Here is a 25,084-nt window from a genome sequence, read left to right as displayed (position 1 = left end):
TAGGGAAATGTTGGTATGATGTTGCCTGATAGTTTTTTTAGCGATCGCACTGTGAGTCAGATTCTGGGTGAATTCATGGATATTAGATGAGACTGCCAAAGCTGGTTAGCTGTTGGATAAGCTCACTATCACGATCGGAAAGGAAAAGCACAAGCAATTAACAAAGCCCCTCAATGGCTGATTCCTGCCAGAATTTATTAGACTTCTTCAACAATTCTTGTGGGGCAGGCAGGATGCCTACCCAAGACTTGCTTTTCACTCGTATGTCTATTGATTGCCCGAACCTACTGCCTCAGAAATAGAACTAAATCCGCGTTCTTCTAACTTTTGCAGCAAACCTTGGAGAATCCGGCGCACCATCCAAGGCCCTTCGTAAACCCAACCAGTGTAGACTTGAATTAAACTCGCACCGGCGGCTATTTTTTCCCAAGCATCTTCGGCGGTGAAAATGCCACCAACTCCAATTATGGGTAATTCGCCTTTTGTATATTGCCAGATAAATCGGATTACTTCTGTCGATCGCTCCCGCACAGGAAGCCCGCTAATTCCCCCGGCTTCTTCGGCGATTGGTTTGCCTGTTTCTCGCAATATTTGTGTTTTCAATCCATCGCGGCGGATGGTGGTATTTGTGGCGATAATTCCTGCTAGTTGGTAGGTTTTTGCTAAGTCGAGGATTGATACGATCGCCTCCGACTCCAAATCCGGCGCAATCTTGACTAAAATTGGCTTGCTTCCCTGATTTTCTTGTTGCAAAATTTCCAAAATTGTGCTTAGCCCAGCAGCATCTTGGAGCGATCGCAACCCCGGCGTATTCGGAGAGGAAACGTTCACTACAAAATAGTCGCCCCAATCTTTCAGCAGCTTAAAACTCTCCAAATAGTCGGCTGCGGCTTGCTCTAACGGTGTTACCTTAGATTTACCGAGATTGATGCCCAAGGGGAACCGAGACTGAGGCATGGGGCGCGAGGCATCGAATTTTGACTGTTTCTGTGCTGCCTGAAACCGGGCTGCCATTGCCGCGGCTCCTTGATTGTTAAATCCCATGCGGTTGAGGGCTGCACTGTCCTGAGTCAATCGAAACAAGCGAGGTTGGGGGTTTCCCGGCTGCGGTTGACAAGTGACAGTGCCGAGTTCGGCAAAGCCAAAGCCAAAATTTGCCCAAATATCGGCAGCTACGCCGTTTTTATCAAATCCGGCGGCTAAGCCGACAGGATTGTTAAAGCTCAGTCCCCACAAAGATTGTTCGAGGCGAGAATCTTGGACTCCCAAAGATTTCTGCAATTGCCAAAGCATTTGGCGGGTTGCGGGGTTTGACTGGGTTCTGGCTGCGAGTTCGAGAAATTGGAGAGTGCGGTTGTGCAGCCACTCGGCATCGGTTTTCAATACAGAAAACAACAGCGGGCGTACACTTGATTGATAAATATCCAATGATTTGTACTGGGGCAATTTACAAATTAGAAATGAGAAGGGAAATAAAAATATTCAGAACCAGACAGTGAAGGCGAAGTTTTTACTTCAACTTCGATCGACTGTATCCACTGTTTTAGATTCAAGGATAAGTGAGACGATTATATTATAAGTTGATTCTTTTGCAATTTAATTTTTTGAATTTTTAAGTTGGTAATTTTAAATTAGATAAATGTGCGGGGAAGCTTGGAAATGGGGCAGCAGCAAAGACCAAAGGATTTAGACGAACAAATCGCGACCTTGGAGCGCGTTCTCCAGACTCTCCGAGAAGAGGAGAACGTTGAAGTGCTACTTTCGACCACACTCGGTTACTTGGAAACGGAATTTGACTGGCGGTTGATTTGGATCGGGTTGTACGATCGACAAGCCCACAGATTGTTCGGCAAAGGCGGCATAACTCCTAACGGCGACCTGTCTTTTCTCAAACAGCGGTTTGCCCTCAGTCCGGGGGATTTGCTGGAACAAGTGGTGATTCAGCTCCGGCCGGTGGGAGTTCCGGATTTGCGATCGGAAAGTAGAGCCGGAGAATGGCGCAAAGCAGCTCAAACTTTCAATATTCAAGGCACGACTCTGTTTCCGCTCCGCTACAAAGACCGCTGCTACGGCGTGATTTTGCTCGGGACTGACCTGTGGGGATCGTCGCCAAAGTCGGGGGAAAAAACGCAGTTGGCGATCGTATTTGGAGCGCTGGCAACTGCTCTTTACCAAATAGAAAAAGACTGGCAGCGACAACAAGTTAAACACCCAGATGAGTCTCTTTTAGCGCTGATTTCGCAGTTGGGGGAACTGCGATCGCTCGACCAATACTTGCAAGCGGTGGTCGAACAAACTCATGAATTTATCGAGCCGACGCGCACCAATGTTTATTGGTTCGAGCGAGAGCGGCGCTATTTTTGGCGCCGAGTCAGCAACCGCGAAGTTGCTCCGGGTTTGGGCGGGCCGAGCCGAGCGGCTTCAGGCATCACCGTTCAAGACTTGGGCGAATTTTATCAGGCTTTGGGCAGGGAAGAAATGGTTTGGATCGGTGAATCTCAAAGTTCTCTGAAAACTGAGCTGACGGGGCGGTTGATGCAGCAAATCCGCGCTCGCTCTCTGTTGGCTGCGCCGATTGTTTCGGAAGGGGAATTGTTGGGATTTTTGGCAGTCGAAGCCGGCGAGCCCCGGATTTGGCAAGACAATGAAAAGCATTACCTGCGGGGAGTGGCGCAGTTAGTGGCTCTGACGGCTCCTGTGTCGGAGATGGAGGAGAAAATTCAGCAAATTGAGATCGATCGAGATTTAACTGCGGGAATAGCTCGCGCCATCTACAGCGATGCTGACTGGGAGGCGACTTTAAAAAATACCGCCGAACAGTTGTGCGAGCGGCTCAAATGCGAATACTTTTTGCTGCTGCTGTACGGCGAAGAACAAAATCGCTTTGAAATTGTCTGCCAAAATCTGCCCCGCAACCGCAGGTCAGTGCCGTCGCCGCTCAACGCCCTCGATGTGGCAGACGTGGGGCTGTTGCAAGAAAGCAAACCTGTGGCTATTGAAAATTGGGAGGAAGACGGGCGGTTGAGCGCTTGGCGGGAAGTGTTGGGGGAGGCGGGGGTGCGATCGCTTTTGGCATCGACCACGAGGGGGAAAAACAAAGAGGGAGAAAACCCCAATCTAAAATCGAAAATCGCCAATCGAAAATCGATCGAGGGTTTGCTGGTTGTCGGACACAATGCAACTCGCACTTGGAGGCGATCTGAGCAAGAATTAGTTCGGCTAGTGGGCCAACAGCTAGGATTGATCCTGCACTCCTGGCAGCAGAGTGCGGCAATCGACAAATATCAGCAATTTGAGCGATTGCTCAAATCGGGTTTGGCAGTTTTGCACCATTCTCCTGATGAGCAATCTGAGCAAGAGATACCTGCTGCTTCACCGACGATGTTCCCAGAGTTGCCGCTACAAAAGCTCGATCGTAACTTTGCTCAACACGTTTCCCAGACACTTTCCTGTCCTTTAGTCGCCCTAATTACTTGGAATCCGGGTCAGGAGGAAGGTTCCATCGTGGCGACGGTAGCTGCCAATCCGGTATTTGCCCTCAATCCCGAGGCGGTGATTCCTGTCAAAACAGATGCCTTGATCCAACAAACCCTGGCAGAAGCGGGCGTGCTGCAACAGAGCACGAGCCAACTGCCGCTGGCGACGAAGCGGTGGCTCCGCAGTCCGGGAATTGGCGAGATTCTGACAGTGGCGCTGCGGACTGCCCCAGAACACGCTCCGGCGGGCATTGTGGTGGCTGCGGACGCTCCGGGCCGCCAGTGGTCGGAGTTGTCGGTGAGTTTACTCAGCTCGATGGCGTCTCAGTTGGCTTGGTGGCACAGGTATTTGGCGGTGCAATCGGCAAGCGAGTCGCAGCGATTGGATCTGGAGCTGCTCAACTGGTACAAACAGCGCCGTTTTGAGGAGTTTTACCGCACTGTGGGAGCGGGGGTGAAGGAGTTGGGGGAGTTGAGTCAGTCGATTTTCCAGTCAGTGAAGGAACAAAAGGATGCTCTGAAAACTTTGCGCTACCAACAGGTTTTGCGGCAAATTGGCAATGCTTTGGGGTCAACTCATTTGCTGCTGAAACAGGAACATTGGCGGCTGCAATTCGCACAAGATGCGGTGCCTGTGAGCGCTTGGCTGAGGCGATCGCTCGATCGAACGGCTTCCTTGGTCAAACAGTCGCAAGTCTTGCTGGAAGTACACAGAGAAACTGCTGTGTCGATGCCGGCGGGCCAGACTTTGAGCGTTCGCGGGGACAGCATCAAGCTCGATTTGATCCTGTGCGAATTGCTGGCGGCGGCTTGCAGGCGCTCTGCTGTTGGCGCCAAGATTGAGATTCGCTCTCAGTTGTTGGGGGAAGGTTGGCTAGAATTGTCTGTGATCGATAGCGGCGCGTGCGATCGACAGTTAATTGCTGCCTTCAACGGCGGTTCCGGGCCGGACATATTAGCCGTTTCTAGTTCCAATAGGTCGATCGTGCAAAATCTCTTAGTTTGTCAGCGAGCGGTACGCTTAATGGGAGGAAACTTTTCTATAGAAATGTTAGAAAACAATTTAATTGTGGCTCGTTTAGTGCTGCCCCTAGCCAATTCTTAAAATTCTGTACGGGCGAGTTCGCCCTATCTGCAATTCACATACGAGGTACTTATAAACCTGCCCCTACCCAACTTCTAGCGGTAAAGTGATTCAGGTGCAGGCTACATAATTAGGTTCTGCCTCCAAGAGTGGATAATTGATATCAACTTTGTTTGATTCGGACTTGTATTATATCGAGTTCTGTTAGGTCGTAAGATTAAATGAACCGCGAAGACGCAAAGAGCGCGGAGGAAGAACCGCACCTTCTTCTTTCTCTTCCTTCCTGTCCTTTGCGTCTTCGCGGTTTAATCATTTCGATGCAATCGGATGCGAGCTAACATCCAAAGTATTAAAAACCCTCTGCCTAAACCGATGAAGTAACACTTTCCGCCGCCTCAGAACTCGGGAAAAACCTTTGAGTAATCCAAGCAGTTACAATATGAGAAAGCAATCCCATCGGCCCAGCAAAAAAACACAAAGCCAAAGAATGAACCGTCCAAACTCCTGTCCGCTGTCCTTCCCAATAAATCCAGCGCCCGACAAACAAGTCCATCACTAAAAAATGTATCCATCCCGTAGCCGCCGCCGTTTCCTCCCCCAGAAACTTAGCAATATCTGCTAGCTTGGGATTGGACAAAGCAGCCGCATTTTCCGGAGTCAGACTGCTACCAAACAAATATATGTACAAAATGGCTAGCACTGCAAACGGAATAAAGGAATTCATCACTTTTCGGGTAATTCCCCAGTTGGGCAATAAAATCATAATTGCCCAGAAAGGCACAACGAACAGATTACCGGCATTAAAAATTAGTTCTGGTGTCATAGTTGGCTCTTGGCTCCTACGAATGCAATTCAATTAAGGATGTTAAGATTACTTTACACAATTTTTGCTTAAATTTCTCAAAACCCGACAAAAATCTCATTCACAAATGAAATAGAATTGCTATACTTATCTAAAATTTTAAATCTCCCATCTAAAATCGATTAAGGCAGCACAGTCCATGACAACTTATAATAACTTTCCCGATTGGTGCCAGCAAAAAGAGAATCTCTCGCCCGACGCCAAACATACGGTAGAAATACTGTTGCAAATATCAGACACTTCCGAGTGCGATCGAGCCAACGCACTGCTTTCTAATACAACAGAACTTAACCTCAAAAATCTTCAAATTACCGATATCAGTCCCCTCTCATCTTTCACTAAACTTACTAATCTTATCCTCGGCAGCAATCGAATATCTGACCTCGCTCCCCTGCAATCTTTAACCAATCTGAAAACTTTGATTATGGATGTCAATCAAATATCAGATATCAGCCCGCTTTCATCTCTAATAAATCTGACTCAACTCGTTCTCGATACCAATCAAATCTCAGATATCAGTCCCCTAGGAGGTCTAACGAATCTTACCGCACTTGTCTTGTTTGACAACAAAATTTCCGACATCACTCCGGTGAAAAACTTAACTAACTTAAACGCGCTGATTCTCTACAACAATCAAATTTCCGATATCGCACCTCTGGAAAATTTAACTGAACTCCAGACACTCTACCTTTATAATAATAAAATATCCGATATCACCCCGCTGGCTTCCTTAAAAAATCTCAATACGCTGTTTCTATTCGGAAATGAAATATCTGACATTACTCCGTTGAAAGCTCTAAATAAGTTAAATAAATTGGTTTTATTCCAAAATCAAATATCAGATATTACTCCTTTGACATCGCTCACTAATTTAATTGAACTCAACCTCGGTAACAATCAAATATCCGACATCAGTCCGCTGAAATCGTTAACTAATTTGACTGAACTTTATCTGTTCAACAACCCGATTTCGGATACCAGCGCGCTGCAAGCTTTAAATAATTTATTTTTACTAGACTTGTACAACAATCAAATCTCTGATATCAGTTCCCTGCAATCTTTGCAAAAGTTAACTACCCTGGACTTGCGCGGAAATCCCATTGTTAATAAAATTTGCCCTGTCAATCCTGAATCTATATGCCGGTTTTAATTATTAAGGCCGAGGCAAGATGGCGGTTTATATAGTATAATGTTTAACGTCAATATCAGGAGAAAGTGATGAGCGGACACGATGCTTTAATGTTAGGATTGCTGCTGTTGCCAGGTTTGGCTTTGTCGATCGCAATTATGGGCGCTTTTGCCGCTGGTGGATAATCAGTTTTGGGAGCAGGCAGATTTTGTAAAAAGTAGTTTTTTCCTCGTTCCCTGGCTCTGGCTGGGAACGCATTTCACTATTGCTCTGCCTCCTGTTTTTTTGCAAGCGAGGCAGAGCCTCTGGAGCTCGGTTCCCAGCCAGAGCCAGGGAACCAGTTAATTTCCCTTCTTCCTTTTTCCTTCTTCCTTCTTCCTTCTTCCTTCTGCCATAACTTACAAAAATTGTGCTGTCACATCCGAATTTACCAAAGTATTCGCGCACAAAATACCCGATGCTGCGACGGCGGGGACGCCAATTCCTGGCATGGTGCTGTCTCCCACGCGATACAAGCCTTTGACTGGTGTTTGCGGCCCGGGAAATGTGCCTTTTCCGGCGGCAATTGCAGGCCCGTAAGTTCCTTGATATCGGCGTAAAAATCGGGCGTGGGTTAGCGGTGTGCCGATCGACTCTAAGACTATTCGCGATCGCAAATCCGGTATAATTCTTTCTAAAGCTTGAAACAGAGATTGCGATCGCTCTTGCTTTTTCTGCTGATACAATTCGCCATATTCCCAACCTTCGTAAGGTTCCAATGTATAAGCATGAACGGCGTGATGTCCGGGCGGCGCCAGAGTTGCATCCCACACTGTAGGAATCGAAATCATGCAAGTATTTCCGGGTACTGTAATGTCAATCTTGCTGTCGTGAACGACGACGTGGTGGCCGGTCAAACCTTCGAGTCCTTCGGCTTTAATTCCTAAATGCAGGTGCATGAAACTGTCTACTGCTGGCATCGACAAAGCGTTTTTTCGGTAGCTTTCCGGCAAATCTTCAGGGCGCAGTAATTTTTTATAAGTATCCCAGACGGTGGCATTGGAAATGACAATTGGGGCGCGGATAACTTCACCATTTTTCAAGCGAACGCCCGTGGTTTTGCCCGCTTCAACTAATATTTGCTCGACGGGAGCTCCCAGGCGCAATTTTCCTCCCCAGCGCTGCAAACCTCTCACTAAAGCATCGACGATCGCACCGCTGCCACCTACAGGATATTCGATCGCACAGCGTGATCGTTCGCCAATCATAAAAGCTATTTCCGGCGCGACAGTTCCGTGCGCTTTCAAACCCGACAGCAAAAAGCACTCCAAATCGATCAAACGCCGCACCCAAGGATCGCGCACATCCCGATCCATCAAGGAACCGGCTGAACCCGCGATCGCACCTACTAGCGGCAACAGCTTCAGCAAAGCAGGCGAGTACCGAGACAGCAAAACAGGTATCAACTGCCAGTCGGATCTCAGCGCTAAAGCCGGAATTCCACGCAAAGCTTCATACAAAACTAATAAATTTTGTTGAAATTGCTGCAATTCTACAGCACCTTGCGGTGCGAACTTAGCTACAGCATTTAAGTAACTTCTGGCATCAGCATAAATCGGTAAACTTCCTTCTGGAAAATGGTAATGCCCCAGCGGATCGTAGGAAATTGCTGCGATCGATTCCTCCAAAACATCAAAAACTTGCCGTAAAGGATTGAACGACCGGGGGTCAGTCAAACCGCAATAAAAAGAAGGCCCCGAATCAAAGTGAAATCCCCGGCGGGAAAAGCTGTGAGCTGCCCCGCCCGCTATTGTGTGGCTCTCGCATACGAGCACCCGCTTGCCGTAACGAGCTAGCATCGAGGCTGCGACCAAGCCCCCAATACCGCTGCCAATTACGATCGCATCAAAGTCTTGCATTTATCAAATGTGGTATAATTGTATTATTTCTTGCTGAGTGTTGACAGGGTATTTTTATGGGAGGAAAACTATGAAAGCTTTATCTATTTTAGATGAAGTTGTTCGCGAATTAGAACAAGACGTGAATCTCTCGCGCATTAAAAAAATAATATTTTTTGCTTGTAAAGAGTCCTGGGAAAACGATCCGGCCCAACTCGCCAGCGCAGATGTAAGGCTTTTAATTGAAGAGCTGTGCGCCAAATACAGCAGGTTAGAAGATATTGAAGCAGTTTTAAATAATATAGTCTCTAAGGTTAATAAAAAAACCGAGTATGCTTTAGTAGCAGACCTCATAGTCTGTCAACTTAGCAGGCTGTATGAATTTGAAGATTTTACCAAATTAGAAATAAACATATCTAGTTTTGGCGGTCAGGAAGCTCCCGCATTTGAAGAACACTTTAGTTCGGAAGTACCCAGCAGCGAAGAAAGTGCAAGAAACCCCGGCAAATTATTTGATGTCCGACAAAAAATTTTGCAGCAAACAAATCCGCTGAGGGCGAAAATCCTAATTTTTTCTACTCTTTATCACCAGTTTACTTTTAGCGATCGCGATTGGCTACTGCTGAAAACTCAAGAACTAGACAATCTACTGCGACAACTGTTTAATGTCTGTGGCAGCCTAGCCGAACTCGAATCTCGCTTGTACACAACTGCTAGCAATCTCGACAACAGAGATGAAAACGACCAAGCTGCAAGCGTAATCATCAAAGCGATGAATCCTTGTTACGCAAAAATGCAACAGGAAGAACCGGATGAAGTCGAATCTTCGGCTAGCGAAGATTACGATCAGACCCATTTAAACAACAGTGTTTATGAAGAGAGCGAGCTGGTTGACAGGCGCACCGATTATTTTGATCCAGGCGAGATTACTCACATCCTTCAAGCTGCTCCAGCTCACTATCATTATGACCCGCAAAAGAGTTACTTAGTGCCGGACACGGCAGAAACTGTACAGTTTAAAGAACCCGAAACCAGCAATAATTATGCTACCGATTTCAGACAGGAAATGGTAGAAACATTCCCAGTTGCAGAAATGCCGACTATTATCGAAACTTTAGAACCGGCGGCTCCTGTTATTATAAATATTAGCGATTCCATCAAACGCAAGTTGGAATTGGAAGAAGAAATGACAGAATTAGTCAGTCAAAGTGCTAACTCCGCAACGGCGCAAATAGAAAATATATTTACCAAGTTAGAAGCTGCTTTGAACGGAAAATTTTCTACGGGAAGTCCAGAGGAGCGTTTGTACTGGAAATATAAAAATCTCAGAGAGTATGTAGGAAAAGTTCAGAAGTTTACCGATAAAATGCTGGAAATTTTGATCGAATTGGAGTCAAAAGAAAGCGGTAAATATCCTTATGAAATCACAGAAAACCTGGATGACAATATTTCAGACATACCGCAGGAAAACTCTAGCCATAAAGCAAATCAGTATCAGCTTTTGGAAATGGCAAAGCAAGGCAAACCAAAGGCGATCGCCCAATTGATCAATCAATTGCTACAGCCTAAAGGAATTGCTGCTACAGCGGGATTTAAAGACGGTTGGCTCCATGTTATTCTGGAGTCTGCTGAAGTACCAAACCAACAGGCTACAGCTACATACATTCACAAAAAACTGTGTACTTTAAAATCCAAATATCTGACTCATGTGAAAATTCACGGGCGACAGTTAGGTAACAAAACAGTCTTTTGGACTCAAGAATTTGTCAATCAAACTCATTAAATGCCCCGACTAAAGTCTGAGGCTACACCAACTAAGTCTGCCTGCATCAACTGAAATTCAAGAAACTTCATCAAATTTCTCAGACTCAAGTATGGGGCTACAAAAACTAAGTCCGCGTGCGCGAACAGAAATTTAAGCAGTCTAGAAATAGCAGATTGTACCTAATTAACAACAAAAACAGATATGAATGCCAGCGAAATTTTAAGGCGATATACATCAGGAGAACTAGATTTTCAAGGTATGAATCTCCGAGGCGTATACCTGAGCGGTGCCGATTTAATTGGCGTCAATTTAAGCAGTGCTGACCTCTGGGGTGCAAACTTAGCGATGTCGTACCTGAGCAGAATTAACCTTCAGCGCGCAAATTTAACTAATGCAAAGCTGTGCGGTGCTAACTTAAATCAAGCAAACTTGAGCGGAGCAAATTTGTCCGATGCAGACTTCCACGGAGCGACTTTGCAAGGTGCAGACTTTCGCAAAGCTAACATCTCTTTGGCAGTTTTTATTGATGCAAATTTGAGCGATGCAGATATGCGAGGTGTGAATTTGCAAGGTGCAGATTTGCGCGGTGCGTGCTTGCGGGGTGCAAATTTGCGGAAGGAGCTGCGGCTTTTTGAGGGTGCAAATTTGCGGGGTGCAAATTTGCAAGGTGCTGATTTGCGGGGCGTCAATTTGCAAGGTGCTGATTTGACTAAAGCTAATCTCAGTCACGCTAATTTGACAGAAGCATTTCTGGGAGAAACAAATCTGACTCAGGCAAATTTGAGTGAAGCTATTTTAGATGGCATATTTTTGACTGAAGCAACTTTGGTAGAAACAAATTTTTCCTGGGCTGTAATGGCCAATGCTAAGTTGGAAAGAGCTGTGTTACTTGATGCTGAATTGGCTGGCGCTAATTTGCGCGGTGCATTTATGACTGATGTAAAGTTAAGCAATGCTAATTTAATCATGGCTGACTTGAGTCGAGCTAATTTGGTGCGGGCTGATTTGAGTCGAGCTAATTTTAATCAGGCAAATTTGAGTGAAGCTGATATGACTGATGCTTACCTGGCTAGAACAGATTTGCGGGAGGCAATTTTGCACCGCACAACTTTGATTAGGGCAGATTTGAGCACTGCTAATTTATCAGGTGCTCAGTGGCGCGGTACAATTATGCCGAATGGAGAAATGCACGGGTAATTACTTATAGCAGCAATTTATGGCTGTCACCAAAAGATTTAATCTCCGACCTTGTGATTTAACAATTATGAGGAAAAATGAGCTAGGTAGAAGAGCCGTCATTAATTTAATAGTTAAGGCCATTTTGTAGAATTCAAAACAGGAAGGCAATGCTGTGTTAGATACAGGAAAAATTTTACAAGAACGTTATCAATTGCAACAGCGTTTAGGACGCACAGCGGCCGGTCATCAAACTTGGCTAGCAGTAGATTTAGAGTCTCAAGAACAGGTGACGCTGAAAATGTTAGCTTTTAGCCCGGAAATGCACTGGGAAGAACTCAAGCTTTTTGAAAGAGAAGCACAAGTTTTGCAGGCGCTGAATCATCCCCGCATTCCTTGTTATCGAGATTATTTTTCACTGGAACGGGAAGCCGGAGCAGGATTGCCTTGGTTTGGGTTAGTGCAAGATTATATTCCGGGATTTTCACTACAGGAATTGTTAGAAAAAGGCAATAATTTTTCAGAAAAACAAGTACGAAAAATTGCCACTGAAGTGCTAGAAATTTTAATTTATTTGCATGAACTAAGCCCCCCAGTTTTGCACCGAGATATTAAGCCGAGTAATTTAATTTGGGGGGAAGATCAGCAGGTTTATCTAGTAGATTTTGGTGCGGTACAAGCTCAAGCGGCGGTGACAGGTGTAACGTTTACAGTGGTAGGAACGAGTGGCTATGCACCCTTAGAACAGTTTTGGGGGCGGGCGGTGGCGGCTTCGGATTTGTATGCTTTGGGAGCTACTTTAATTCATTTGTTAACGGGAATGACTCCTGCGGATTTGCCACAGAAAGATTCTCGGATTCAGTTTAGCGATCGCGTGAGTGTGAATCCCACTTTGGTAAGCTGGATTGAGAAGATGACGGAAATCGCCTTAGAAAAGCGTTTCAGCAAGGCTAGAGACGCTTTAGCAGCTTTGAAATCGGGAAACATACAAGGGGCTAATCTTCAAATTCCGACTGTTTGGAAAATTGCTAAACCACCTCACAGTCGCATTCAAGTTAGCAAATCAGCAATCGAGTTAAACATTAAAATTCCGTCTACTTTAGTCAGAAAGCCTTTTTTCTGTGCTTTTTTAATAGGAATATTAATTATACTGTTATTGATGCCGATCACCGTAGTATTTGGGGAACCAAATTTCTATACGGGATTAGGATGGTTTACGATTATAGCAAGTACAAGTATTTTACTTAAGATTGTGGGCAATAGTAATAAAATTACCTTTAACCGGAACTACTTTAAACTGGAACATCAGATATTTGGTTGGAGTTATTTAGGACAAAGGGGGGAAGTTTCTGAGATTTTGGGTGCTTTTATATACAATACTTATGGGGGGAATTACATCAAAATTCGTTCAGGCAACTATACAGGAACTTACTTTTATGTCTTAGGGAACAATTTGAAAGAGGTTGAGGCGGCTTGGTTAGCGCAAGAAATTCAAGATTGGTTAAATTTAAGATAAATTTTTGTAGGGCGAAGCCTTGGTGATTAATTTTTTTGTATAATAGACACCTCGCAACTAAAAATGGGTGACGCACTCACTTATAGGGTATCTAAAATACAGCATATTCCAGGTTCATTAAGTACAGTAGCAACAGCTTGTAAACCAGACTGCTCGATCAATAAAATGATGCTACTTTAAAAGAGTTATGCCAAGGCTTTCAAAAAAAGACCCCAATCAAAGTCAGTATATCTTATTACGCGATCGCCCAAAAAACATTGAATTTTAATTCAAATTTATCCCTTCACAGGCAAAACGATCGCAAACTCAGTGCCAATTCCTGGCTCGCCATTCACCTCGATGCTTCCGCCATGTTTTTCTACCGCAATCTGGTGGACAATTGCCAACCCCAATCCAGTTCCTTTGCCGACACCTTTCGTCGTGAACAAATGGTCGAATATCTGCTGTTTAACTTCCTCTTTTATCCCCGTGCCGTTATCAGCAATTTTAATTTTAATGTACCCCTCGCCGACTATATCCGTGCAAATCGTGATGCGGTTGGGGTGGGCGGTAATTTCGCTAAAACTGCGTCCAATATTTGACTCTTCTAAGGCATCGATCGCATTGGCAAGGAGGTTCATGAAAACTTGATTCAATTGACCGGGAAAACATTCGATTTTAGGGAGATGGCCGTATTTAGTTATCACTTCGATCTGCGGGCGGTGTTCGTTTGCTTTGAGACGGTGTTTCAAAATTAAAATCGCGCTATCAATGCCTTCGTGAATATTAAAAGGAACTTTGTAGTCTTTGTCGCCTCGGGAGAAGGTACGCAAACTGTTGCTGATGCTGCAAATGCGCTCGCACCCAAGTTGCATTGAATCAATCATCTTCGGTAAATCTTCCAAAAGATAATCGAGGTCTATCTCTTCGGCGTGGTCGGCTATTTCCGATTGCGATGCACCGGATCGATACAATTCTAAGTGTTCGATAACATCTTCCAAACTTCTTTTACCTTCGCTTAAATTCCCAGAAATAAACCCAATCGGATTGTTAATTTCGTGTGCGACTCCGGCGACTAAATTACCCAATGCCGACATTTTCTCATTTTGCACGATTTGCAGTTGTGCTTGTTGTAAATTTTTTAAAGTTCGTTCGAGCTGTTGATTTTGCTCTTGTAAAAGTTCGGCTGCTCGCTTGCGCTCAGTGGCATCAACACCCAAACCAATAATTCCGATTGTCTCGCCATAGGAATTTTTTAACTGCACTTTCGTGATTTCTAAATTGTGTAGTTTGCCGTCAACCAATCTGAGAATTTCGCTGGAGTAATGCGGCAAATCTTGAGTAAGGCAGGCGGCATCTGAAACCAGACAGCCCGCTGCATTCTCCCCTAGTATATCTTTATAATGATCGACAGCTAGGAAATCGCTCAGAGGCACGCCCACCTCTTGAGAAAATGTTTTGTTCACAAACTGTACTTTACCACTGGGATTCACCATCCAAATCCAAATCGGAGCGACATCAAGAATCGCTTGGAGCATTTTTTTCTGATCGGCAAGCTGAGCTTCGGTTCGGCTAATTTTTACTAGCGATCGCTCTAATTGTTTGTTGTAATCCTGATACTTTTTATATAGCAGAGCATTTTGCAAACAGATGGCTGCCTGGGAACACAGGAGATTGAGAAGTTGCAGGCGATCGCGGGTAAAAACTCTTGCGGTTAAGCGATTTTCCAGATACAAAATGCCGACTAAGCTGCCTCGATCGAGAATCGGCCAACACAACAGGCTCTGCGGTTGGTATTTGAGGATGTAGGAGTCGGAATCCCAATCACGTTGTTGAGCGAGATCCCGAACAATCACAGGTTTCAATAAATTTTTAACGCAGTCAACAATTTTGAGGGGCAAGATATCGCTGTTTTCATCGAGTTTTGCGGATGATAAGTCGATCGCCCACTCGGCTCCCGAATTGTCGAGCGTGCTGGTAGCCGCGATTTCCCATTGATTGCCGTTTGGCAAAATCAGCGCTCCTTTGTCAGCTCCTGTATTTTTCATCGCCAGTTGCATCAGTTTGGCAATCAGTCGAGCGAGTTCTCTTTCACTAGAGAGCGCTTGACAAGCTTTTAGCAGTGTTGAAAAATTCCCAAAATCTGAGACGCTCGCCGAAACAGACGGATGAATGGATGGATGAATGGATGGATGAAGCGATTGATTTTCCCCAGCAGGTGTTGGAAAATTTGCTAATGGATTTGCAGGGAGTTTTGCGGGTTCTAAAATCGGTTTTAATAATTGAGGATAACGTTTTTCTAAGTCATCAATTTTTGATCTATCTCCCCAGCGGACATAGCAATCATAGGCATCTATCATGTAGAGTCGGGCTATTTTTTCTCTTCCCAATGACAGGTAAAACTTAGCAGCGAGTTCGCCGGCAAGAGCTTCTTCATTGACATATTCGTTAGCTTTAGCTCCGGTAATAGCTCGATCGTACAGTTCCATTGCTTCTGCTGTCTTTCCCAAAACGCCCAGCAATTCTGCCTCAACCAGATCGAACTTGTGTTGGTAATTGATCGGCGTATGGTGCGCGAATTCTTTTAGTTTTTTCTGACTAGCCCCAACGCGCTTAAGGATTTGTTGGCGCTCCGCCGGTGCGGCATCTGCATAGATTGCCAAATCTGCCAGCGCATCATAAAAGTCGTGCATCATCGTTACTAGCATCAAAACACAATTCCCAAGATAAGGTTGGCCTCCATTTCCCCTGTCGATTGGCGGCGGATTACGGCTCGAATATATCCCGAATCCGTGGCCTCTTTTTGCTAAAACTTATACACCTCCATGTGGCAGATAACAGTCAAGATTAATTGAAAGATTGGAAGGTTTAATGTATTTGTAAATAACCGATCTGCGTTGGAGTTCGTCCAGAATATCTGTTCGGTTGAGGACTATTTCTACCGATCCCATGAACGGTCGCTAATACAACTTTTTTGGATTGTAGCAGCACCGCGTCCCGGAAATCCTCCCCCACAACGAGGTAGGTTTGAGAATTTTAGCGGCGGGTTGTCGGTCTTTCTCGCGCACGAACCGATCGATCGCTGATCGAGAATGTGTTTACAATTGCGCGATCGGGCGATCTCCAGGCATTACCGTAGTCAAATCTACTGCATTTATTCTTGCGTCCATATCGGCTGACCTCAACTCCGAAATTAGCTTGACAAAACTTAGTGTATCTATCTTAGGGCATAAACCGCATAATTTTTGATCACCCGATCGAAAATTCCAATTATCTGTGAATGAACAACATTTTATACTTTGGCGATCGCGATTAAAGCTTTTTACTTACGTATAAGTTTCTGCTGTTAATCTCAAATGCGATTCAATGAACGCGAAATACCGTAGAAACACTGCCTTATCATATATTGAAAAATACAATGGGTAATTAATTGAATTTAATATAGCTCGAACGCCCAAATTTCCGCTACGTCGGTCAAAAAGTTTTTATCTTAAAAAATCCAAATACAATCTATAGAAATTATAAAGAATCCGTCGTGAAAAAAGTGGCATTCCAGTCCCCCCTAGAAAACGACAGGGACGTTGGATTGTGCTGAAACCCCCCTCCACTCTCCTTCCGGCCTAATAGCCCTCCCAGGGGTTAAAACCCAATCAAATATTAATAGGCAGTAGTCTTCACATGACCGGAAGCATCCAGGATACAAGCCCCCGGATTCATTCCTTCGCAGACTCAGGACCCAGAAATAAAAAACCTGTATCCGATGAAAGTTTTCCCCCGAATTTATCCGTGGGGTCAATGCTTCAATTCTTTAATCTAAAATCTAAAATCTAAAATCGATTGATTTTACCTAGATTCCGACAGGGGTTTTAACCCCTGTCGGAATCTAGCTTCCCGAAAAGGAAACAGCGTTATTTGAGATTAGTCGTCTGTCGCTCTTTCAGCCGCTCGTTGAGTTCAGTCAATATCTCGATTCACTTTCTAGCAAATATTGTCTGAGGCATCTTGAGCATTCTATCTTGCATCTCGTGCTGCATCATTGATATTTTCTTGGCCGCCGCTGGTATTATATCTCAGAGACTCAGTACCCTCTGCTGCTCTTTCTTTTGCTCCCTGCGTGGCTTCTTTAACAACATCTTTTGCTCCCTTCAAGCCTTCGCGAGTGTTTTCTTTAAGATTAGAAAAGCCTTGTTTGGTTTTGTCGCCAAAGTTATCAGCTTTGCGCTGGGCGGTGCGAGCATCTTCCTTCACCTTTTGCCCAATTTGGCCTAGTTTCTCAGGTGCGTCATCCGCTACCCGCCGCACATTTTCGCCTACATTGTTGCTAGATTTCGTGTCAATGCGGTGCTGCGCTTGCTCTTTGAGAAGCTCAGCTTTTGCTTCTGTGGTGGTCATCTTTTTGTTTCTGGGATCGACCTCGCTGTAGTCGTTCATCCCGCCTTTGAATTCGGACGTTACAGCCCCTGAAGGCACTTCTTCTCTAATTTTGTCGGCAGTTTTTCCTACCCTCGCATCGGCCTGTCCTGCCATCACATCAGTTTTTCCTGCCGTCACATCAGGGCGGCTACAGGCTGTACTCACTAATACTAAAATGCCAGCCAGAAACACTGTTAAGATTTGTACAGCTCGAATTTTTTTCACAAATGCAGTTAGTCTGTTCATAAAAATGCTCCTTTCTATTGTGAGATGCTCAAATGCCTTGTGGCTTTGTAGATGTCTAGCCGTACCAAATTAGGCACTTAAACACTTTTTAAGTATACGAATAGAAACCGTAGCTTTTCATCTATCCCAAGTTACATTCCTCAAGTTATAGTAGAAGGAAGAAGGAAGAAGGAAGAAGGCTCTTCGGCTTTTCGAGCGGAGAGAAATCAGCAATCAGGAAGAAGGAATGGACAATCCTCAATCTTCTACCAATTATTAAAAGTCGCAGCACCCCGCATTGGAGAAGGCAAAGTCGTTTCCATACATAGCTGTTTGGTTCTCCATGCGCGCACTATGTTGAAATATTGTGCGTGTTCGGCTCCAAAAAAAACCTTCTAGTCAGGAACTAGAAGGAAGGTGGTGTATGATCTCAAGTACAACAAGGTCTTTAATCGCAATTGTGGCGGCACATCCCGATCGCACACATCTGTCTAATGGCTGAAAGTATTTGCACACTTACTAAGCATTTTGAATCGCTGTTTTTAGACTTTTGCAAAATTCGCCGATAGCCTCTAAACCCTGTTCTGGAGTTCCTTCGGCCAAGCGTTTGACAAAAGCACTGCCAACAATCGCAGCATCTGCACCCCATTCTTTCACTTGGCGAGCGTGTTCGGGTTTCGATATACCAAACCCGACGCCGATAGGTTTGTCGGTGACGGTGCGGAGTTCTTGCAGCAACTCTTTTGCTCTCGTTTCTAAGCCTTCGCGTACCCCCGTAACCCCCGTCACACTGACTAAGTAAATAAACCCTTGAGACTGACGAGCGATCGCTTCTATGCGACTTTTGGGACTGGTGGGAGCCACTAATAATGTTAGTTCAATCCCTAATTTCTTGGCAGGTTGGATGAGACTGTCGGCTTCTTCTAAGGGCAAGTCGGGTACAACCAATCCCTGAACTCCAGCACTTTTGATTTGCTGCAAAAAGGTTTCTATACCTCGGTACAAAATCGGGTTGTAGTATGTGAAGAGAATGATGGGCGATCGCAAATTCGGACTAACTTTCGCTACCATTTCCAGCACCGCATCTAACGTCGTTCCCCGCTGTAGAGCCCTTGTAGCAGCGGCTTGAATCACCGGCCCGTCAGCTAGCGGGTCAGAATAGGGAACGCCAAGCTCGATCGCATCTGCACCGTTATCATCCAAAATTTGCAGTGCTTTAGCCGTTGTCTCCAAATCTGGGTCGCCAGCAGTAATAAAAGGAATCAATGCACATTGGTTGCTTTTTCGCAACGTTTCAAAACAATTAGAAATAGTCATTAGTTATTAGTCATCAGTCATTGGTCATTGGTCATCATAGGATGTCCCCTCGATCGAGCGCAATTAAATTTGTTTGTAGTGAGGACTTCATTTCTCATAAAACTCCCTCGGACTGAAGTCCTCACTACAAACCTATCGCGCTTATTTTAGGGAACGTGATATCAATCATCAGTCATTAAATTAGCAGTCAATATTACTATTGATGAGTTGTTATTCCCCAGTCATTAGTTCAGAGTTTATTGCTAATGACTAATCATTAATAACTCACTAATAACTAATGACTGAGGACTAAGGACTATTGACTAATTATCTTTTTCCTGCTCAATTTCGGCTTGAAGTTGGGCTAATTCTTCAGGAGTGAGTGCATCTAGCTGCTTCTGCAAGACAGCTTCTTTGTAGTCTTGCAATTGCTGGCTGTAGGTCATATTTTGAGTCAGTGCTCGAAATAAATAAGTCACCAGCCAGCCAATCAAGCCGGCGACCAAAAACAACTGACTCCAAATCCCTGCATTCATGCTGTCGAGTCCGGCAAATTGCAGTAGCAAGTAGACAAACCCACCTGCTACAAAAAAGCCGACACTGATTCCAATTACGTCAATACGTCGCATTTAGGCTTCTATCTGCCGCCGTTTGGGCCGAAAATTCAAAAATGGAGCTAGGAGAAACATACCTGGGAAGAAGAAGAACATCAAGAAGTACATGAAGCCGCGCTCAAAAGAGGTAGCGACGTACCAGCGGCTGTTAAGGTAAGCGTAGGTGGCCGCGGGTACTACCAGGAGGTAGGCTCCTGCCAAGACGGCGTAAAGCAGTAAGGTAATATACATAGATTTGCTTTAGGGGAATAATAACACGGGTAAGTCAGTTGACACGCTCCGTTGGCTGGTTAACTATTGTACCGCTTGCGGAGATCCAGCGCGACTTTTGGGAATTTTTTGATTAGGGGTTGCGTAAATTCGGGTTTTGGCTGTAGAATAAAAGGCTGTTGCTGTTAGTGGCTCAAAACCACAGCAGCTTGACCAAAGGGGGGCGTGGCGGAATGGTAGACGCTACGGACTTAAAATCCGTTGACCCGAAACGGTCGTGTGGGTTCAAGTCCCTCCGCCCCCATCCATTTCAATGATTTGTGATTCAACGGTTTCTGATTTCTTGTCACCAAGAGTTCTGTTATCCGTTAAATTTTCGCGCTAATGGTTTTCTACTATGTCCAAAAGCGCCTCTCTCTATATCTGCCAAGTTCGCCCCCGACTTTTTACGTCGGGTCTTCAACTGGTTGAGCAAATCGGCTGGTTTGGGAAATTCTGCGACAGTCGGAAGCGATTTTTTCTGTTCATCCCGATCGCCCCGCGTGATATTACGCAGCAACTGGCAAAGTAATCACAAATTCCGTGCCCTGTCCTATTTGAGAATTTACCTCAATTTTGCCTTGATGCTTGGCAAGGATTTGATAGGAAATAGCCAATCCTAATCCAGTACCTTTGCCGATCGACTTTGTAGTAAAAAATGGGTCAAATATCTGTTGGGTACTGGCGGAGGCAATTCCCGGCCCGTTATCCCGAATCTTGACGGTGACAGTATTGTCGGCTGTAATTTCCGTGCTAACCCAAATAGTTGGCGAATAGCCTTTGTCCTCCTTTTTCACCTCCTCCAGCGCATCTATTGCATTGCCGATCACGTTCATAAATACTTGATTGAGTTGGGCCGGATAGCACTCAAGCGCAGGCAACTTGCCGTATTGTTTAATAACTTGAATACCTTGTTTGAGCCGATGATTGAGAATTACGAGGGTGCTATCAATTCCTTCGTGAATGTCGGCTGATTTCATTTTTCCGTCGTCCAATCGCGAAAAATTCCGCATCGATACGACAATTTCGCGAATGCGATCGGCTCCCATTTTCATCGAAGAGAGAGTTTTTGGTAAATCTTCTCTGAGAAATTCGAGTTCAATGTCTTCGATGCGCTCTAGAATGGCATCTGGTGGGTTGGGATAATATTCTTGATAGAGAGTTACCAAACCTGCTAAATCTTCGATGTATTGGTTGGCATAGTCAATGTTGCCGCCGATGAAGTTGACAGGATTGTTGATTTCGTGGGCTATCCCTGCAACCATTTGACCGAGAGATGACATTTTTTCGGTCTGAATTAATTGGGATTGAGTTTGTTTGAGTTCTTGTGTATACTCGCTAACTCGCTGAATCAATTGATTGAAAGAGACAGCTAAAACTCCGATTTCGTCGTCGGTTGTGACTGGTACTTGCAGGTTAAAATTTGATTCGCGAGCAACTTGCTGAGCCACATTAGTGACGGTTTCGAGGGGTTGGGCGATCGCGCGGCTGGTTTTGTCCGCTAGGGTGGCGGCGATGAGTGCTGAAATTAGCATACTCCCGATAATAATTCGGTTTCGCAAACTTCCAGCTTCTTCTAATGCTTGGGTTCCTTGCTGTTTGTGAATTTCTACTGTAGAAATTAGGTCAGTTAAACTTTGAGCAAGGTTATCTAGTACGATCGCCTCTTGGCCGCTGCTAGTCCTCAACATTTGTAGTTGTGCGGACTCAATGCTGTTGGGTGGCAAGTTCCAAACATCCGCTTCTTTTAACTGCAATTTAATTAGCTTACCGTAGTAATCAATGACGAGGGCAGATTTCTTCAATATAGCGTGCAATGCTGCCTCTTCTGTTGCTAGTCTATCCGGATTTTCTCGTGCGAAAGATTCAATTTCTGAAATCAGGATTTTCGCCTGATGGATTTGCCCGAAAAACCGATCTTGTTCGTATTGTAGCGCCAGAGTGTTTCCCAAAACGACTGGCAATCTCGCCGCGTGCGATCGGGCTTCAAATACGGTATTTTGCAAATTTTGCAGCAGTTGCTGCTGCTGCCCAGCAACATTCACCTGAACTAAAGCTTGCTTGCGAAAGTAGTCTCCCAATCTCAGTCCCGCACCTGTTCCCAAAATCGCTATGCCGATAGCTAAAGCATAGCCATAGCTAATTTTTTGGCCGATCCGCAAATGGTTGCATTCTGCCTTTAGCCCAGTTAGATTAATAGTTGAAGTCGGTAACAAATGTTTTTGAGCATAGTGCTTTTGCTCTACCTTGCTATTTTTGGACTGACTGTGGGTAAATAATAACATGGGAAGTTCCTCCCAAAGAAATTAGGAGTAATTGAGCAAAGAAAAGCAGAATGCACTTATGCTGAAGGCGGAAAGCTGTTTTAACTGTTTAATTTTGAATTTGGAAATCTTTAAGTCAAAACTTAACTCTTCCCCTATTATCTCTGTTTTTATACTAGAGTGTTTGTGATCTCTATCAACACTCTATGTGATTATACGCAAATTTACAAAACTTATGATTACAACGATTAGCATTTTTAGTCAGTTGAGACACAAGGCCCAACTACGGGTTCTCCCCGTTTTTCTTTTTTTGCCAGTTCTAGGTTTAATTCCAGCACTTTTGCTAAAATATCGTCGCTGTCAGTAAATCCGTAAGCTTGCATTACTTCGCGATCGAGCTTAGCATGAAGTTTATAAAGTTGACTTGTTGGCTCATTAAAAAATTTATTGTAAAGTTGAGTAATTCCCCACTGCTTTGCGGACATTTGTTGAGTGCGGTATTGATGCAATTCGACCGCCGTTACCCGAATTTGCTCTACTAATTGCTTCGCTGCTGTCTGGGGAAATGGGAAAGTTTCAAAGCAGGTATTGTGGGTGTAAGCTGTTCTGTCCTCAAGTGTAGATTTTTGAGAGTTCATCCAAATTCGGTGAATCTTAGATAAAAGAATGCCCAGAATATAAAAGTCTTCTGAGGCAACAACTACTGATTTGTCTCCCGGCAGCCAACTAACGGGAGCGGGAATGAAGACAGCCCACTTTGAGACTCTCGGTACGGTAAAGTAGTGAGATAAAGGTGCGATCGCCTTTCTCATTTCTGAACGCAATCGCAAAAAATTCCACCAATAAATTCGGGATCGTGCATCTCGATTATTATCCCGTTCAGGCTTGACATGAGCTTTCACATACTCAAAAGGCAGCACATATTCACTCGCTTCTTCAATGTTCATATCATTGAAGTCAATAATCCAGCGTTCCGGCATACCGTTAGGATTCTTTGCTAGATTTGCACCCATTGAAAAAAGTTTAAGAACCTCTTGATTTTTAGCATCTTCTTTAATCCAATCATTAACCTGCTTTTGACTAACAATAAATCCCATTCCCACTGGAATTACACCTTGAAAGCATGTGTTTAAATTCGCTGACAACCTAGCAGCTTGAGAAACATCAATCGTAGCTTTCAGCGAAGAGTTGATACTAGAAACCGCGAGATTATCTAAATAGTAAACTTTCGGCTTTTCCTTGCTCCAGTTAATCAAGCTGACATGAACCTTAGCTTGCCCAGACCAAGGCTGAGTAGAAACGGCTGCATAAATGTGACCGCCATTTTGCGCGACATAATCTAAAGCAGCAGCACGACTTTTACCTTGACTAATTGAATTAGTAGCAACTAAACCAGCCCTGCCATTTAGTTCTAAATTGTTGTGAGCTATGCGAAACCAATAAGCACAAAAATCAACCGAATCTTTCACATCAGGAAAGCGTTTAAACACGCGGTCAACATATTCATCTCCCAGGGCAATCCTCATGTGCTTGCCACCTAAAAACGGAGGATTGCCGATAATCGCGTCAGCCTTCACCCAATCAGTAAATAAAGCATCAGCACAGACAATATTTTTATCCAAAGTATCTAAAGGCAGAGAAGGTTCTTTCAATCCCAAATTATCGATCGCCACCTTGCGACCAATCATCAGCGTCACCCGCGCCAACTCCACCGCAAACGAGTTAATATCCATGCCGTAAAATTGCTGCGGCGTGACTAAATTCATATAACCTCTTGTACCGTCGCACTCGTTTAGCTTATCTAAAAGTAACTTTTCAACTTGCTTAAGTTCCTGATAAGCTACATACAGAAAATTACCCGAACCGCAAGCCGGATCTAGGACGCGATAGCGACCTAATTCTTGATGCAGATTTTGCAGTTTTGCTACCGTATTTGCAGCGTTAATTCGCTCTTCCCAGTAATAGCTAATTGTGGGCAAAACAATGCGGCGAATGTCTCCCTCTGTAGTAAAGTGAATCCCGTAGGCGCGGCGCTGTTTTTTATCGGTTTTCAAAGCCGATTCAAAGATATTGCCAAAAATAGAAGGGCGTACCTGACTCCAATTTTGTTCGGCACAAACTTCTAATATTTTCAACTCTCCCTGTTGCAGTTCAATGGGGTGTATTTCCGAAAATAATCCGCCGTTGAAATACTCGACTCCTTCATACCGTCCTGCGGGCGTGACTCCCTGCTGATTCATTGCTTGAAATAAGCCACCCAAGACATCGTAAGAACTTGCTCCTTCCAGACAATCTTTGACGCAGCGAGTAAAGAGTGCAGGCGGCAATAATCCCCGATCTTCGGCAAACATTGCTAAGACGCACTGCAACACAAATCGCTGGGCCTGAAACTGATTAAATTTAGCAAATTTGCGCTCTTGGCCGCGTTCGATTAACATTTCTAGCAGCATCCCCATTCTGCTAGCAGCTTTTTCGGTAATCTCGACTTGGTTGTTTTTGAATATGGGGCGGCGGCTGGTAGATTCCATGAAGGCAAAAGCGGGCGATTGCTTTAGGGATATAATGTCTACAGGCTGATCCGGCTGAAGGTCGAAATCGTAAATGTGAAACTCCTCAAAGTTGCACATCATCACGTAGCGCGGGCGATCGTCTTTTTTTAGGCGAATATAATAGCGTTCTGTTTGGGTGCGGTGTTCTCTTTTAGTCAAATCTTCACCGCGCTTTTTCATTTCAATCAAAACGTGCTTTTTCCACACCAAATCAGCAAATCCAAGTTGACCTTTTTTGCTGCTTTTTTCTATGCGTTCCTCATAGGTTGCGCCTGCTTCTAATGCCCCCTCGTGGCCGAAAGCCCGAAAGAAGCGGTCTAAAAATACCTGTGCTTGTCCTTTTTCATCGCCTGTAATGTGTTGTTGGCAGTAGGTAACAAATTTTTGGAGGCTTTCAGGGGTTGCTGGCATGGGAGGATTATTTAAAACGCATATTTATAATCTGCTATCTTGTATTATTGTTATCTTTGGTCATAGGCCGCCAGGGAATGAATTCCCTGTCTAATAGCTAAAGTCCTCTGAAGAGGACTGAAAAGAATATGTTATTTTTTTCAACAAAATTTGATACTATTTATTTAGTCCTCTTTGAGAGGACTTGAGCTGTGAGCCA

15 protein-coding genes and 1 tRNA gene are annotated in these 25,084 nt (G+C 44.6%); 6 read left to right on the top strand and 10 right to left on the bottom strand.

From position 1 onward, the window contains the following. Nucleotides 1-267: 267 nt before the first annotated feature. Nucleotides 268-1,428, bottom strand: coding sequence for a quinone-dependent dihydroorotate dehydrogenase (locus tag QUB25_RS05190; protein ID WP_333182252.1), 1,161 nt, complete (start codon nucleotides 1,426-1,428; stop codon nucleotides 268-270). Between the two features lie 231 nt (nucleotides 1,429-1,659). Between QUB25_RS05190 and QUB25_RS05185 the strand changes: the two genes are divergently transcribed. Continuing rightward, nucleotides 1,660-4,581 carry a GAF domain-containing protein gene (locus QUB25_RS05185; protein ID WP_333182251.1) on the top strand — a complete coding sequence of 974 codons (2,922 nt, stop codon included), beginning with the start codon at nucleotides 1,660-1,662 and terminating at the stop codon, nucleotides 4,579-4,581. A gap of 343 nt (nucleotides 4,582-4,924) precedes the next feature. Here the strand turns inward: QUB25_RS05185 and QUB25_RS05180 are convergent, their stop codons facing one another. Next, nucleotides 4,925-5,383 (bottom strand): ABA4-like family protein, encoded by a 459-nt coding sequence (locus QUB25_RS05180; protein ID WP_333182250.1) that lies wholly within the window; start codon nucleotides 5,381-5,383, stop codon nucleotides 4,925-4,927. Between the two features lie 178 nt (nucleotides 5,384-5,561). On the opposite strand from QUB25_RS05180, the gene QUB25_RS05175 reads away from it, so the two are divergent. Then, nucleotides 5,562-6,572 (top strand): leucine-rich repeat domain-containing protein, encoded by a 1,011-nt coding sequence (locus QUB25_RS05175; RefSeq protein WP_333182249.1) that lies wholly within the window; start codon nucleotides 5,562-5,564, stop codon nucleotides 6,570-6,572. 377 nt (nucleotides 6,573-6,949) lie between these two features. Here QUB25_RS05175 and QUB25_RS05170 read toward each other — a convergent pair whose 3' ends face one another. Then, the gene (locus QUB25_RS05170) at nucleotides 6,950-8,449 is read right to left on the bottom strand and encodes an NAD(P)/FAD-dependent oxidoreductase (RefSeq protein ID WP_333182248.1); all 1,500 of its coding nucleotides are present in this window, start codon (nucleotides 8,447-8,449) and stop codon (nucleotides 6,950-6,952) included. A gap of 70 nt (nucleotides 8,450-8,519) precedes the next feature. Here QUB25_RS05170 and QUB25_RS05165 point away from each other — a divergent pair, with 70 nt between their 5' ends. The 3 genes from QUB25_RS05165 to QUB25_RS05155 all read left to right on the top strand — a co-directional run bounded on the left by QUB25_RS05165 (nucleotide 8,520) and on the right by QUB25_RS05155 (nucleotide 12,885). Next, complete coding sequence (locus QUB25_RS05165) at nucleotides 8,520-10,211, top strand: hypothetical protein (RefSeq protein ID WP_333182247.1); 1,692 nt, start codon at nucleotides 8,520-8,522, stop codon at nucleotides 10,209-10,211. 183 nt (nucleotides 10,212-10,394) lie between these two features. Beyond that, nucleotides 10,395-11,390 carry a pentapeptide repeat-containing protein gene (locus QUB25_RS05160; protein ID WP_333182246.1) on the top strand — a complete coding sequence of 332 codons (996 nt, stop codon included), beginning with the start codon at nucleotides 10,395-10,397 and terminating at the stop codon, nucleotides 11,388-11,390. A 154-nt stretch (nucleotides 11,391-11,544) separates the two neighbouring features. Beyond that, the gene (locus tag QUB25_RS05155; RefSeq protein ID WP_333182245.1) at nucleotides 11,545-12,885 is read left to right on the top strand and encodes a serine/threonine-protein kinase; all 1,341 of its coding nucleotides are present in this window, start codon (nucleotides 11,545-11,547) and stop codon (nucleotides 12,883-12,885) included. A gap of 275 nt (nucleotides 12,886-13,160) precedes the next feature. Here the strand turns inward: QUB25_RS05155 and QUB25_RS05150 are convergent, their stop codons facing one another. The 5 genes from QUB25_RS05150 to ndhL form a co-directional block, all read right to left on the bottom strand. Next, nucleotides 13,161-15,572 carry an ATP-binding protein gene (locus tag QUB25_RS05150; protein WP_333182310.1) on the bottom strand — a complete coding sequence of 804 codons (2,412 nt, stop codon included), beginning with the start codon at nucleotides 15,570-15,572 and terminating at the stop codon, nucleotides 13,161-13,163. 1,303 nt (nucleotides 15,573-16,875) lie between these two features. Beyond that, nucleotides 16,876-17,523 (bottom strand): DUF6658 family protein, encoded by a 648-nt coding sequence (locus tag QUB25_RS05145; RefSeq protein WP_333182244.1) that lies wholly within the window; start codon nucleotides 17,521-17,523, stop codon nucleotides 16,876-16,878. Between the two features lie 498 nt (nucleotides 17,524-18,021). Beyond that, complete coding sequence (gene trpA, locus QUB25_RS05140; protein WP_333182243.1) at nucleotides 18,022-18,819, bottom strand: tryptophan synthase subunit alpha; 798 nt, start codon at nucleotides 18,817-18,819, stop codon at nucleotides 18,022-18,024. 302 nt (nucleotides 18,820-19,121) lie between these two features. Next, nucleotides 19,122-19,427: a DUF3007 family protein gene (locus QUB25_RS05135; RefSeq protein WP_333040197.1), complete on the bottom strand. Its 306-nt coding sequence runs from the start codon at nucleotides 19,425-19,427 to the stop codon at nucleotides 19,122-19,124. Beyond that, entirely contained in the window at nucleotides 19,428-19,643 is a 216-nt protein-coding gene (ndhL, locus tag QUB25_RS05130; protein WP_193972727.1) for an NAD(P)H-quinone oxidoreductase subunit L, read from the bottom strand. A 198-nt stretch (nucleotides 19,644-19,841) separates the two neighbouring features. On the opposite strand from ndhL, the gene QUB25_RS05125 reads away from it, so the two are divergent. Next, nucleotides 19,842-19,926: transfer RNA gene (locus QUB25_RS05125), tRNA-Leu, on the top strand. Nucleotides 19,927-20,170: 244 nt separating this feature from the next. On the opposite strand, the gene QUB25_RS05120 is transcribed toward QUB25_RS05125, so the two are convergent. Both QUB25_RS05120 and QUB25_RS05115 read right to left on the bottom strand, forming a co-directional pair. After that, a complete protein-coding gene (locus QUB25_RS05120; protein ID WP_333182242.1) occupies nucleotides 20,171-21,946 on the bottom strand; it encodes an ATP-binding protein in 1,776 nt (591 codons plus the stop codon). Nucleotides 21,947-22,182: 236 nt separating this feature from the next. Then, entirely contained in the window at nucleotides 22,183-24,885 is a 2,703-nt protein-coding gene (locus QUB25_RS05115) for a DNA methyltransferase (RefSeq protein ID WP_333182241.1), read from the bottom strand. Nucleotides 24,886-25,084: the final 199 nt, after the last annotated feature.

Source organism: Microcoleus sp. B3-D7 (assembly GCF_036705305.1).
Taxonomy (GTDB): Bacteria; Cyanobacteriota; Cyanobacteriia; order Cyanobacteriales; family Microcoleaceae; genus Microcoleus.
This window is presented reverse-complemented; position numbering and strand designations above follow the sequence as displayed.